15 protein-coding genes and 1 tRNA gene are annotated in these 12,521 nt (G+C 73.0%); 7 read left to right on the forward strand and 9 right to left on the reverse strand.

Annotation, left to right across the window (positions count from 1 at the left end; genetic code table 11):
• The first annotated feature begins 163 nt into the window (after positions 1-163).
• Positions 164-1,489: an MFS transporter gene (locus IDM40_RS04880; protein ID WP_193120673.1), complete on the forward strand. Its 1,326-nt coding sequence runs from the start codon at positions 164-166 to the stop codon at positions 1,487-1,489.
• A 43-nt stretch (positions 1,490-1,532) separates the two neighbouring features.
• On the opposite strand, the gene IDM40_RS28570 is transcribed toward IDM40_RS04880, so the two are convergent.
• The 4 genes from IDM40_RS28570 to IDM40_RS04895 form a co-directional block, all read right to left on the reverse strand.
• Positions 1,533-1,667, reverse strand: a complete 135-nt coding sequence (locus IDM40_RS28570) for a hypothetical protein (RefSeq protein WP_268959308.1) — start codon at positions 1,665-1,667, stop codon at positions 1,533-1,535.
• Complete coding sequence (locus IDM40_RS04885; protein ID WP_193120674.1) at positions 1,664-1,909, reverse strand: PspC domain-containing protein; 246 nt, start codon at positions 1,907-1,909, stop codon at positions 1,664-1,666. Before IDM40_RS04885 ends, IDM40_RS28570 begins: the two co-directional genes overlap by 4 nt.
• Before the next feature lie 185 nt (positions 1,910-2,094).
• Positions 2,095-2,703, reverse strand: coding sequence for a TetR/AcrR family transcriptional regulator (locus tag IDM40_RS04890; protein WP_193120675.1), 609 nt, complete (start codon positions 2,701-2,703; stop codon positions 2,095-2,097).
• A gap of 110 nt (positions 2,704-2,813) precedes the next feature.
• A complete protein-coding gene (locus IDM40_RS04895) occupies positions 2,814-3,200 on the reverse strand; it encodes a PPOX class F420-dependent oxidoreductase (protein ID WP_193120676.1) in 387 nt (128 codons plus the stop codon).
• A 181-nt stretch (positions 3,201-3,381) separates the two neighbouring features.
• On the opposite strand from IDM40_RS04895, the gene mug reads away from it, so the two are divergent.
• On the forward strand, positions 3,382-4,038 hold the full coding sequence (gene mug, locus IDM40_RS04900) for a G/U mismatch-specific DNA glycosylase (RefSeq protein WP_328806940.1): 657 nt from the start codon (positions 3,382-3,384) through the stop codon (positions 4,036-4,038).
• Positions 4,039-4,066: 28 nt separating this feature from the next.
• On the opposite strand, the gene IDM40_RS04905 is transcribed toward mug, so the two are convergent.
• The 5 genes from IDM40_RS04905 to IDM40_RS04925 form a co-directional block, all read right to left on the reverse strand.
• Positions 4,067-5,032 (reverse strand): M56 family metallopeptidase, encoded by a 966-nt coding sequence (locus IDM40_RS04905; RefSeq protein WP_193120677.1) that lies wholly within the window; start codon positions 5,030-5,032, stop codon positions 4,067-4,069.
• Entirely contained in the window at positions 5,029-5,406 is a 378-nt protein-coding gene (locus tag IDM40_RS04910; protein WP_193120678.1) for a BlaI/MecI/CopY family transcriptional regulator, read from the reverse strand. Before IDM40_RS04910 ends, IDM40_RS04905 begins: the two co-directional genes overlap by 4 nt.
• An 83-nt stretch (positions 5,407-5,489) precedes the next feature.
• Positions 5,490-6,746, reverse strand: a complete 1,257-nt coding sequence (locus IDM40_RS04915; protein ID WP_193120679.1) for a hypothetical protein — start codon at positions 6,744-6,746, stop codon at positions 5,490-5,492.
• Positions 6,743-7,606, reverse strand: coding sequence for a cytochrome c biogenesis CcdA family protein (locus IDM40_RS04920; RefSeq protein ID WP_193120680.1), 864 nt, complete (start codon positions 7,604-7,606; stop codon positions 6,743-6,745). Before IDM40_RS04920 ends, IDM40_RS04915 begins: the two co-directional genes overlap by 4 nt.
• Before the next feature lie 3 nt (positions 7,607-7,609).
• Positions 7,610-8,371 (reverse strand): DsbA family protein, encoded by a 762-nt coding sequence (locus IDM40_RS04925; protein ID WP_193120681.1) that lies wholly within the window; start codon positions 8,369-8,371, stop codon positions 7,610-7,612.
• Positions 8,372-8,515: 144 nt separating this feature from the next.
• On the opposite strand from IDM40_RS04925, the gene IDM40_RS04930 reads away from it, so the two are divergent.
• The 5 genes from IDM40_RS04930 (at position 8,516) to IDM40_RS04950 (ending at position 12,456) form a co-directional block, all read left to right on the forward strand.
• On the forward strand, positions 8,516-8,989 hold the full coding sequence (locus tag IDM40_RS04930; protein WP_193120682.1) for a hypothetical protein: 474 nt from the start codon (positions 8,516-8,518) through the stop codon (positions 8,987-8,989).
• Between the two features lie 86 nt (positions 8,990-9,075).
• Positions 9,076-10,173, forward strand: a complete 1,098-nt coding sequence (locus IDM40_RS04935; RefSeq protein WP_193120683.1) for an ArsO family NAD(P)H-dependent flavin-containing monooxygenase — start codon at positions 9,076-9,078, stop codon at positions 10,171-10,173.
• A gap of 113 nt (positions 10,174-10,286) precedes the next feature.
• Positions 10,287-10,362, forward strand: a tRNA-Lys gene (locus IDM40_RS04940).
• Positions 10,363-10,528: 166 nt separating this feature from the next.
• On the forward strand, positions 10,529-11,254 hold the full coding sequence (locus IDM40_RS04945) for a hypothetical protein (RefSeq protein WP_193120684.1): 726 nt from the start codon (positions 10,529-10,531) through the stop codon (positions 11,252-11,254).
• A gap of 197 nt (positions 11,255-11,451) precedes the next feature.
• On the forward strand, positions 11,452-12,456 hold the full coding sequence (locus tag IDM40_RS04950) for an aminoglycoside phosphotransferase family protein (protein ID WP_193120685.1): 1,005 nt from the start codon (positions 11,452-11,454) through the stop codon (positions 12,454-12,456).
• The last annotated feature ends 65 nt before the right edge of the window (positions 12,457-12,521 follow it).

Raw genomic sequence — 12,521 nt, forward strand, 5'->3', positions numbered from 1 at the left:
GACAACCGCCGCCTCGCGGACGTTTGCTGCCTACTACCCACAGCAACGAATCAGCCACGAAATCTCCCGAACCGCTTGCGGGCCCTACCGCACTCCGGAACCGTTGGTCATTGGGACACGACACAGCGTGATTACAACCCAGTAACAGACAAGGGAGTGCCGGGTGAGCAATCCGCGCCTCGACAACGAAGCAGACGACGAGGGCCACGAACCCTCCGACACCCGGGACCACGCACAGGGCACCACCTGGAAGAGCGGCTACCGCGACGCGATGCGGATCCGGGAGTTCCGGTTCCTCTGGTTCGCCCACGCCCTGTCCATCGTCGGGACCAACCTCCTCAACATCGCCGTGAGCGTGCTCGTCTACCGGGCGACCGACTCGGCCTTCGCCGCCGGCATCACGCTCGCGGTCACGTTCCTTCCCCCCATCATCGCCGGCCCCCTGCTCTCCGGGCTCGCTGACGTCTTCCCCCGCAAGCAGGCGCTCATCGTCTGCGACCTGGCACGCGCGGTCTTCATCCTGGCCGTGGGGATCCCCGGCATCCCCGTGTGGGCGATCTGGACCCTGCTGTTCCTCTCGGTCGTGCCCGCCGTGCCCTTCACCGCCGCACGGGCCGCGCTCCTCGCCGAGATCGTCCAGGGCGAGCGCTACGTCGCCGGGACCGCGATCATCCACCTGACCACGCAGCTGGCCATGCTCATCGGGCTCATCGCCGGAGGTGTGGTGGTCTCGGTGATCGGCCCCAACACCGCGGTCATGGTCAACGCCGCGATCTTCGTGCTGTCGGCCCTGCTGGTGACGGCGGGGGTGCGCGCCCGGCCGGCCCCGAACGCGGACGCCGACGGCAACCGCTCCCGGCCCGGGCTCGGTGCCCTGATCACCCGCGGCACCCGCCTGGTGCTCACCGACCCGCGCCTGCGCACGCTGGCCCTCATGGCCTGGGTGGCGGGGCTGTACATGATCCCCTACGGGATCGCCAACCCCATGGCCGACGAACTGGGGGCGGGCGCCGGAGCGGCGGGCATCATCATGGCCGGGCCCTCGATCGGCGCGCTCATCGGCGGGTTCCTGCTCACCCGCTTCGTCCCGCCGCCCACACGCATGCGCTGGCTGGGACCGCTGACGGTGCTCGCGTCGGTGCCGCTGCTGCTGTGGGTCCTGCCCCTGCCACTGTGGCTCATGGTCGGGTTGCTCGCGATCAGCGGCGCGGCCGCCTCGTACCAGATCGTCGCCAACGCCACCTTCGTGCTGTGCACACCGGAGGACGGGCGCGGTCTGGCGTTCGGGCTGGTCGCGGCCGGCCTGCAGGCCTCACAGGGCATCGGGATCCTGCTCGGATCGCTCCTGGTGGAACTGTTCGGCACCGCGGCGGTCATCACCGGGGCAGGGGCCGTCGGGGTGGTGCTGGGGGTCGCGCTCGCAGCGACGTGGTCGCGCATGGCCGAACCCACGATCGAGAAGATGAACGAGGCGGAACAGCCCGCCTGAGCACCGCTGAAAAGGCGGAAGGCCCGGGCCGCCGACAGGGATGTCAGGCGGGCCGGGCCTCGGCCGCGGTGTCGGAGGAGGGCTCCCGTGCCTCCTCCGACTCGTGGTCCTCCCCGAGTGTGCGGAGCTCGCGCCGCTGCCACCCGGGGTGGGCTCGAAGGGTCCACTGCATGGTCACTCGCTCGACTTTCCTTGGAAGTTGCGGATGATCTGCTCCAGCAGGGAACGCCGCTCACCCGCGGCCGGCATGATCAGCCAGGCCAGGATGTAGACGAAGATCCCGCTGAAACCCAGGACCGTGAGCACGATGAAGACGATGCGCACGATCGTGGGTTCCCAGCCGAAGTACTCGGCGATGCCGCCGCACACACCGGCCAGGAGCCGCTTGTCACTGCTGCGTTGGAAGCGCTTGTTGCTCATGACTACAGATTGCCCGCTCACGGAGACGATTCCCATCGGGGAGGCCCCTGGCCCTTCCCTGACATCTCCCCCGGGGGCTTCCGGGAGTGTGCGGGGCGGGCCCTGTGGCCTCCTACGACACCTCCGACGCAGGGGTGGCCGGGGACGTTCCCGAGAAATGGGACACAGGTCCGTGCGGGCCTGTGTCAGGGGCGCGGCGCGAATGTGTGGCCGAGGCGGTCGAACGCGTCGCGCATGTGCGTGCGGATCTCCTCGACGGTCTCCTCGGACCGTGCGGCCCCGGCCTCGCCCAGGACGTGGCGGACCACCGCGGCTGCCACACCCGCGATGAGTTTCGGGCTCTGGTCGCCGCCGTCGGCCCCCGTGCGTCCGGCCACTGCCTCGGCGATCTGCACCTCGACGTCGTGCATGCGGGCGAGCATCCCCGACATGAGTTGGGGTTCGCGTTCGGTGAGCTCCCAGTTGATGCGCGCCTCCTCACGCCAGGAGGCCAGGTCCTCACCCTGGTCGAGGGAGTCGGTGAGCAGGTGGACCAGGTCGTCGGTGAAGTCACCGGAGGGACCGCCCGCCACGAACACGGACACACACTCGTCGTCCGGGCCGAACGGCAGATCGCCCAGGAGCGCGTCCTCCTTGCTCCCGAAGTAGTTGAAGAAGGTCCGGGTGGAGACCTCGCCCGCGGCCGCGATCTCGTCCACGGTCACGTTCTCCAGGCCGTGCTCCAGCACCAGGCGCACGGCGGCGTCCTTGAGCGCGCGGCGCGTGGCCAGCTTCTTGCGTTCCCGAAGCCCCATCGGTCCTCTCCGTCACTGCGTGGGCGGCCCGCCTCCGGGTGTCGGGCCCGGGAGGGCGGTGCAGGACCGCCGTGGTCGGCGGCCGTGCACCCGTACATGATCCCGCCCGGTCAGCGTCCGACGAACCGGTCGGGCCGCACGTACACGATGACGCGTGTCTCGTCGGGGCTGTGCCACGGGTAGTCGGTGCCGAGGTACTTCTGGGCCATGGCGTCGATGAAGGCCTTGTCGGTGTCCTCCTCGACGCGGTCGACCTCGCCCCTGACCTCGACGTACATGTAGGGGTCGTCGGGGTCGGTGGCCGAGACGGAGATCCGGTTGTCGCGTTCGAGGTTCTTGAGCTTCTGGCGCGTGCTGGTCTGGCTGAACTTGAGGAATTCGCCGTCCCAGTCGATCCACACGGGGCTGTTGTGGGGCGCGCCGTCGGGGCCGAGGGTGGCGATGTGTCCGAAGGCGGGCTTGCGGAGGACGTTCTGCTGCTTCTCGGAGAAGGCCATCATGCTCCTTGGTGTGTCGGTTGCCCCCGAGTACACCAACTCCGCGGGTGCGGTTCCGACACGGCGCGCCCGGGAGCGGGGTGTGGCGGCGGTGTGCGGCCCGGCGTTCCCCGGCGGATCCGTGGCGCGGTGGTAGCTTCCGGCACGTCCGGGACACGGAACCACGCGGGAGGGGACCACGGTGGACGGGCACGAACGGGACGGCGGGGACACGGACGCGGGCGACGGGCGGCCGAGCGGTGAGCACCGCTCGCAGGCGTCCGGACCCACGCGCGGGTACGGGGGCCGGAGCCGGGCCGAGCTGGAGGCGGCTCGGGACCGGACCCTGCCGCACCTGATGGCCGACGGGCTCGGCGTGGTCTTCTGCGGCATGAACCCGGGGCTGACCACGGCGCTGGTCGGGCACCACTTCGCGTCCCCGGGGAACCGGTTCTGGCCCGCGCTGGCCCACGCCGGGTTCACGCCCGAGACCTTCACACCCGACCGGGAGCGCGAGCTGCTGCCGCTGGGCATGGGCCTGACCAACCTCGTGGAACGCGCGACCCGCGACATCTCCGAGCTCTCCCGCGAGGACCTCGAGGCCGGCGGCGAACGCCTGCGCGCGGAGATGGAGCGGTACCGGCCCGCGTGGCTGGCGTTCCTGGGCCTCACCGGGTTCCGGACGGCCTTCGGCGTGAAGGGGGCGTCGGTCGGGCCGCGGGCGGAGCGTATCGGGCCGACCCGGGTGTGGCTCCTGCCCAACCCCAGCGGACGCAACGCGCACTGGAAACCCCCGGAGCTCGCCCAGGAGTACGCGCGCCTGCGCGAGGCGGCCGGGCTGCCCGACCGTTCGGCCTGACCGGCGCCCGCACCCGGACACCCGGGTCTCAGATGGTGCAGACGCAGGGCGGTGAACCGGCGACGGTGAGCACGGCCGCGCCCAGCACCGCCGCGGGTGGCACGGCCAGCAGGATCGCGGCCGACAGCGCGGTGACCGCACGGGTGGAGCGCCCGTTCCCGGCGCTCTGCCCCGGGAGCAGGCGGCGGGCGCGTTCCACGGGGCAGGCACCGGACGCGGCCAGGGACCGCCCCGACGGGTCCGGTTCCGGCGGCGCCACCATCACCCCGATGGCGTGCAGCAGGGGCGCGTGGCCCACCGTCCGCGCCGCGTGGTCGTCGGCGGCCCACTCGACCAGGACCGGCACCTCGGTGACTGCGGCCCGCAGGAGCGGCACACCGGGGAAAGCGGTGTCGAGCAGGCGGGAGGCGGCCACGAGCACGTGGTGGTGTCCGCGCAGGTGGGCGTCCTCGTGGGCGAGCACGGCCCGCAGTTCCTTGGGCGACAGGACGTCGAGGGCGCCCTGGGTGAGCACGACCCCGGACCGGCGGCCGGGAACGCAGTAGGCGTGGGGGCGCCGGGCCTGCAGCAGCCACACGTCGTGCCCGTCGAGGCAACGCTGCCGTGCCCCTGCGGTGAGTTCGCGGTGGTGCTCGCGCCGCCAACGCACCGATCCGGCGTACCGGCGCGCGAGCACCCAGCAGAGTCGGCCGGCGGCGAGCGCGGCGACCGGGGCGAGCACGGCCACCACCGTTCCCGCTCCGCTGCTGCTCACCGCTTGGAACAGAGTGATGCAGGCGGTCACGAACCCTTTCAGCCCGGGGCCCATGACCTCGGCGACCACGGTGAACACCAGGGTCGCCCAGCTGACGGCCCAGGCCAGGAGCGCGACCGTCCACAGAGCGAGCAGGTGCCGCGGCGGCAGGTCGCCCGCGCGGGCGCACCACCGCACGAAGGCGGGTCCGGCGAGGCTGAGCAGGGCGGCCGAACCGGCGGCGATCGCGATCAGGGTCACGGTTCCTCCTCGCGCGGCACGTCCGAGAGCAGGTCGCGCAGGACCTCGACCTGGTCGGGCGGCATGTCGTCGACGAACCGCAGGAGCGTGGCCCGGGCGTCGCCGCTCTCGGCCAGAACCCCGGACATGCGCTGCGCGGCGTAGGTGGGGCGGTCGCGCACGGGGCGGTAGAACCACAGCCGGCCCACCCGGTCCCGTTCCACCCAGCCCTTGCGGCGCAGGTTCTCCAGGACCGTGGAGATGGTGGTGTAGGCGGGCGTGCGGCCCGGGAGGGAGTCCACGACCGTGCGGACGCTCATCGGTTCCCCGGCTCCCCACAGGAGGTCGAGGACGGCCGATTCCAGCGGTCCCAGCCCCGGCAGAGGTTCGTCCATCGTCCCCACGCTCTCGTCCACTCCGTTCGCCTCCACATTATTGGCGTTGGCCCTCCAGTTCGGTGGTCGGGCCTGCCACCCGTTCATGAACTGGGGCCGAAGGCGGCGAAGGCGTCACCGAGCCCGTCCGACCCGACCGGGACCAGGGCCGTGCCGTCCTCGGCCGCGGCCACGGGGACGGCCCAGGGACCTTCCTCCGTGGCCGCGCCCGATGCGAGGTCCACGAGCCGTGTGGCGTCGCCGTCGGTCAGGTACGCATGGTCACCGACGACCGCATCGAGCTTCGGGCCGTCCGGGAGGCGGGTGCGCCACAGCTGCTCGGCCGGGTCGCTGTGCAGGCCGACGAGGAGCTGTCCGCCGTCCGGGTGGGGGCCGCCGACCACGGTCAGGCCGTCCTTGTCCCCGACGACGCGCGGCTCCTCCGGGCCGGGGAACGAGGCGAGCCGCTCCCCCGTGCGCAGGTCGTGTGCGGTGTGGGCGGCCGGTTCCCCGTCGGCGCCGGCCCAGGACAGCACCACGGCGGCCGCCTGGCCGTTCTCGGGGGCCGGGCCCGGTCCGGGGGCGGCCGTGTCCGGGTCGGTCCCCGCGTGCTCGGGCAGGTCGAGGTCGTCGGCGGCCCAGAGCGGGTCGCCGCTGCCGGCCTCCGCGGCCCTCAGCTCGCCGCCGTCCCTCACGAGCAGGGTGCCCTGGTACTCGTGCAGGAGCTCCGTGCCGTCCTCCGCCTCGTCGGCCGCGACCGTGCCGGTCCCCGGGTCCAGCGCCACCTTCGGCCCGGTGGAGTTACTCATGACCGAGCCCTCGATCGCACCGAGCAGCAGGCCGGGGCCGACCAGCGTCCCCGGGACCTCGGTGGGACCCCAGACCAGCGACCCGTCGACGGGGTCGAGCGCGGCGGCCGTGGTCGTGGTCGCGAGCACGCCGCCCGAGGGGTCGGCGTCGCTGTCCAGGAGCACCAGGAGGTCTTCGCCGTCGGCGCCCTCGGTCACCGCGAACGCCGTGCAACTCGGGTTGCGTTCCGTGGACCACCGGGTCGCCCCCTCGGCGTCGACCCCGAGGAAGGTGAGGTCGCCCCCGCCGCGCTCGGGCATGGCCATACCGACGAACCCGTCCGCGGCCGCCTGCGGGGGCGACGAGTACGGCGCCGCCCACGACGGAGCGCCCTCCAGGACGGGCGGCGGTTCGTCCTCCGGCGCGGCCGTGGCCGGCGCGGGGGGATCGTCGCGGGGTTCGGCGTCCTCGGGTGCCGAGACCTCGCGGGAGGAGCAGGCCGCCAGGATCAGGACGAGGGCGGTGCCGGCGGCGAGCGCCGGGAGGGGACGGGGGCGCGCGTGCGGGGTCACGGGGCCCGGTCCCCCTCGTGTTCGGCCGGCGCTGCCTCGTCGGCGGCCCGGCCCTTGCGCAGGCGGTACAGGCCCACGCCCAGGAGCACCAGCGCCGCCGCGGCGACGAGCAGCAGGTCGGCCGCCCCGCCGAGCCGGGAGAGCTGCAGCTGGAGCTGGTGCGCGACCTCCTCACCGGAACCGACGAGGGTGGGCAGGGTCGCGGTCCCGTCGTAGAGCAGGAACAGCACGCCGATGCCGACGAACAGCACCCCGGAGATCAGCGACGTCGTGTGCAGGTTCAGCGGGCCCACGGTGAACGCACGCCCGCGCAGCCAGGGGCGCCGTCCCAGGTCGAAGCGGTCCCACAGCAGGGCGAGGAAGAACAGCGGGAGCGCCATGCCCAGGGCGTAGAAGGCCAGCAGGAGCCCGCCGCGCACGGTTCCGCCCGTCGCGGCGACGGTCAGGACGGCCCCCAGGATCGGGCCGGAACAGAACCCGGCGAGCCCGTAGACCGCGCCGAGGCCGAACACGGGCAGGGCCCCGGTGCGTCCGGCCAGGTGCCCCTGGATCCGGGCGAGGGGCCCGGTGTTCACACCCAGGCCGAGGATGAGCGCGATGCCGAAGGCGATCACGAGCCACCCCGCGACCGCGATGAGCACGTCCCGGTTGCCGTGGAAGAAGCCGCTCACCATCGCCGACCCGGCGCCCAGGGGCACGAGGGTCGCGCACATGCCCGCGTAGAACACGGCGGTGCGGGCGAGGAGTCCGGCGGTGTCGCGGAAGGCGTAGGCGAAGAAGGAGGGGAGCAGGAGCGCGCTGCAGGGGCTCAACAGGGCGAGCAGGCCGCCGAGCAGGGCGGCCACGTAACCGACGTCCACGGGTCAGGCCTCCATTTCCAGGGCGGTGTCGATCGCGTCGGTGAAGACGTCGAGGGGCTGGGCGCCGAAGACGGGGGTGCCGTTGATGATGAAGGCCGGGGTTCCGCTGACGCCGACCTGCTGTCCCTCGGCGAAGTCCCCGTCGACGGCCGAGATCAGGTCGTCGTCGGTCAGGTCCTCGGCGAAACGTTCGGGGTCCAGGCCCTGCTCCTCGGCGACCTCGGTCAGCTGTTCGGTGAGGGTGTCGGGGTCCTGGTCCTTGAAGGTCTCCTGGTCGCCGTAGACCGCGTCGTGGTAGTCCCAGTAGGCGCCCTGTTCCCCGGCGGCGTGGGCACCGACGGAGAGCAGGTGGGAGCTCTCGCCCATGTAGGGGAACTCGCGCCACTCGATGCGCAGGTCGCCGCTCTCGACGTAGCGTTCGACCAGTTCGGGCTGGACGTCCTGGACCCATGTCGCGCAGTAGGGGCACTGGTAGTCGGAGTAGCCGATGAGCACCACGGGGGCGTCCTCCTCGCCGAGCGCGGCCGGGTCCTCGCCGTCGCGCCGGGCGATCATCTCGCCGAAGTTCCGGGCCTCCTCGTAGGCCTGGTCGTCCTGCTGGGCGCCGGTCGGAGGGGCGGCCGAACCGTCGCCGGTGGTGGTGTCCCGGTCGGCCGCCCACGCGGCCAGGCCGATGACCACGACCACGACGAGGACGGCGCTCGCCAACAGGGGCCACAGGGCTCCGGAGCTCTGTGCCGTGCCCTGCTTCTTCTGCTGGGCCATGCGTCGGACCTTCCGTGACGGGACTGGGCATCCTTCTTCTATCCTCGATAGAACTTCCTCTATGCTACATAGAAGAACGGGGCCCCGGGCACCGGGACACACAGGTGTCCGGGTCGGGCGAAACGAGGAGAGGACCGGGCGACGATGCGGATGTGGACGGTGCGGCAGTGGACGGCCGCTGCGCTGGGGACGGCGGGCGCCCTACTCCTGCTGGGGATCCCGTCGGTGCTGCTGCCCAACGAACTGTTCGTCCGGGAGATCGAGGCGGCCTGGTGGACCTACCCGGTGTGGGTGGCCACCGCCGTCCTCTGCGGCCTGCTCCTGGCCACCTACACGCGCCCCGGCGGCGGCCGGGACGAAGGCGGCACGGAGGCGGACGAGGACCGCTCGACACCGCGGCGGAGCCTGGCCGGGGGCCTGCTCACCTGGTTCGCGATCGGCTGCCCCACCTGCAACACGCTCGTACTGATGGCCCTGGGGACCTCCGGGGCGCTGAGCTGGTTCGCGCCCGTGCAGCCCGTGCTCGCGGTGGCCGGCCTCGCGTTCCTGGCGTTCGCACTGCGCGCCCGCCTGCGGGCAGCCGCCGTGTGTCGCGCCGACACCGCCCCCGCGGCCTGACGGCGCCCCCGCGCGTGCCCCCGGGATGCGCGCGTGGCGCCGCTGCGTTGGCACGGGGGACGGGCCGAGCGGACGGAGGAGAGCACATGGGCACCGGGGGGCGCGGGGCGGTCACCGACGTCGACGTGGCGGTCGTGGGCGGCGGACAGGCGGGGATCGCCACGGGGTACTTCCTGCGGCGGGCCGGCGCCGACTTCGTGGTCCTCGACGACCGTGCCACCCCCGGCGGGGCCTGGACCGAGTACTGGGACTCCCTGCGCCTGTTCTCCCCCGCCGGGCACAGCATGCTCCCGGGGTGGTGGATGCCGCCCGAGGAGGGACACGAGTACCCGAGCGCGCACCACGTCGTGTGGTACCTGACCGAGTACGAGCGCCGGTACCGGCTCCCGGTGCACCGGCCGGTCACCGTGGAACGCGTCGAGCGGGAGAACGGGCACGACCTCCCCGGAGGACGCCTGCGGGTGGTCACCGACCGGGGCACCTGGCGGGCGCGGCACGTGATCAGCGCGACCGGCAACTGGTCCGCACCGCACCTGCCGAGCATCCCCGGGCGGGAGGTCTTCGCCGGGCGGGAGCTGCACACGGTCGACTACCGGGGCCCGGACGACTTCGCGGGACAGAGGGTGGTGGTCGTCGGCGGCGGCAACTCCGCCGCGCAGATCATCGCCGAGCTCTCCCTGGTCGCCGACACCACCTGGGTCGCCGCCCGCCCGCCGCGTTTCATGCCCGACGACGTGGACGCCCGCGCCCTGTTCGACCTGGCGACCCGGCGCGGCCGCGGCGAGGAGGGCCCCGGTGTGGGCGACCTCGGCGACATCGTCGTGGTGCCGAGCGTGCGGGAGGCGCGCGAGCGGGGAGCGCTCAAGGCCGAGCCGATGATCGAACGCCTCACCCCCGGCGGGGTGGCGTGGCCCGACGGGAGCACCCTGGAGGCCGACGCCGTTCTGTGGTGCACCGGGTTCCGTCCCGCGCTCGGCCACCTCGTCCCGCTCGGGGTCGACGACGGACACGGGCGGGTCCGGGTCGGCGCGGACAACCGTGCAGTGGCCGAACCGCGACTGTCCATGGTCGGCTACGGGGACTGGACCGGCTTCGCCTCCGCCACGATCATCGGCGCCGGACGCACCGCCAAGAGCACCGTCGCCGCCGTCACCGAGGCGCTCGAACGGGAGGGCCGGGTGTGAAGGCAGGGAGCGCCCCGCTGTTCCCGGTCGGCGGCTCAGCAGACGGTGTGGCGCTGGGGTAGAGTTGTCCCGGCTGACACACGACGGCCCGGTTCGTCGTGCGCCTGCAGCACGGGGCCTTAGCTCAATTGGCAGAGCAGCGGACTTTTAATCCGCGGGTTCGGGGTTCGATCCCCCGGGGCCCTACCACCATCCACCTGGCGTTTCTCCCACGGGAGGGGCGCCAGTGCGTGTTTCGGACACCTCTTGACCGGTTGCGGTCAGGCGCGGCCACACCCGGCCAGGCCCCCTGTACTCCGGGGTCCCCTCGCTTAACGTCACCGTTGGACCGCTGGGGCCGGCGACGGGGGGAAACATGGCTCAGTACGCTCCGTATCCACACCAACCACAGCCATCCGTCCGACCGCGCCGCGCCTGGTACTGGGTGGGTGCGGCCCTCATCGCGCTCGGGGTGCTCGGCGGGGCCGGCAGTTGCGGCGTGGGCATGATGAGCGCGCTCGGCCTGCCCGAGTTCACCGAGGAGTTCTCCGCGGGCGAGCGGGTCGAGTGGGAGGTTCCGGAGGTCGACGACGAGGACCGCGCCTGGGTCGTCTACGTCGACCGGGAACAGGTTCCCGCGTCCGCCGTCGACTGCGAGGTCGAGGGCCCGGGCAGCTCCCCCGCGCTGGGGCAGTCCACCTTCGAGCACTACTACGGGGTCGGCGACGTGTACTGGGAGCGCCACGGCGTGGTCCGCACGAGCGAACCCGGCACGTACGCCATCACCTGCGACAGCGACCCCGATCTCACGTTCGCGCTCGCCCACGGCGACAGCGACGCGGGCGCGACCAAGGGGCTGCTGGGGATGATGGGCACCACCTTCGCGGTCTTCGCCGTCGGGGTCCTCGGCGGGATGGTCGTCCTGATCGTGACGCTCGTGCGCCGGAGGCAGGCGCTGAGCAGGTTCCAGCCGCCGGCCGGGCCGCCACCCGGGCCGCCCGGGGCACCTCCCGGACCACCGCCCGGTGGAACTTCCGGCCCGCCGCCCTGGGGCCCGCCAGGACCGCCGCCCGGGCCGCCACCCGGGGGTCCGCCGCGCTGAGTTCCCGGTGGCCGCACGCTCGCAGACACGGCACGAAGCACGCACTCCCGGCGTGTCGCTCTTCTCCGGAGCGTCCGGAACAGAGCGAACAAACCAGGCGACCACCCGGCTCCGACCTCCTACGATGCTGCATGGCCGTGTCTTGCGCGGCCGACCGTCCCCGGCCGGGGGCGGGGCACCCCTGCGAGGAGGAACCCATGGTCCCGGACGAGGTCACCACCGCGATCGGCGAGCACTACGAGCTGCAGGGGCTGGAGCTCACCCCCATCGACGGCGGCGCGGACCTGGCGGCCTCCCTGTGGAAAGCGGTGGACGCCCGGGGCCGGCGGTTCGCGGTCAAGTGGAGCAGCAGCGGCTCCCCCGCGGGGATGGTGCTGCCCGCCGCCCTCGACGCGATCCGGGCCGGCAGTGCCCCCGCGCCCGTGCCCACCCGCGGCCGGTCGCTGTGGGTCGACGTCGGCGACGCACGCCTGTCGGTCACACGCTGGGTCGACGGCGGCAGCGGCTGGGACACACCCCTGGGACGCCCGGGGTGGTACGCGTTCGGGCAGCTGCTGTCGGCGCTGCACTCGCTTCCCGTTGTGGGCCAGGTGAGCAAGCAGGTACCGCGGGAGGACTTCGACCCGAGCCGCTGGGCCGACTACTTCGAGAAGATCGACGCCGAACTCGACGGGGCCCCCGACTCGGGCATCACCGCGCGCCTGGCCGAACAGTGGCACGCCCGCCGCCCCGCGCTCCGTGAGGTGCACCGGCGCACGCTCGACCTCGGCGCCCGGCTGCGCACCCGAGCCGACCTGCCCCGTTCCGTGCCGTGCCACGCGGACCCGCACCTCGGCAACATCGTGGTGTCCGAGGACGGTCGCCCGGTGCTGCTGGACTTCGACGACGCCGTGCTCGCGCCGGCCGAGCGCGACCTCATGTTCGTGCTCGGCGGCGGGGTGCTGGCGGACGTGCCCGTGACCGGGCGGCAGCAAGCCTGGTTCCTGGAGGGATACGGGGCGTACTCGATCGGCCCGGACCTCCTGACCTACTACCGGGGTCTGCGGGTCCTGGAGGACGCCTCGGAGCTGGCCGGGGTGGTGCTCGACCCGGCGCTCTCGGACCGCGAGCGGCGTGAGGCGCTGGGGCACGTCGAGGGGCTGTTCTCCGAGACCGGGCTGTTGGCGCAGGCCCGGTCGGGCGGGCGCGGACACCGACCATGATGTGATGCAGGCCACATCAAGCCCGTCTTGAGTGTGCCGTAACGGCACGGTCTTTCCTGGTTCCC

The organism is Nocardiopsis coralli, assembly GCF_014892575.1.
Classification (GTDB): Bacteria; Actinomycetota; Actinomycetes; order Streptosporangiales; family Streptosporangiaceae; genus Nocardiopsis; species Nocardiopsis coralli.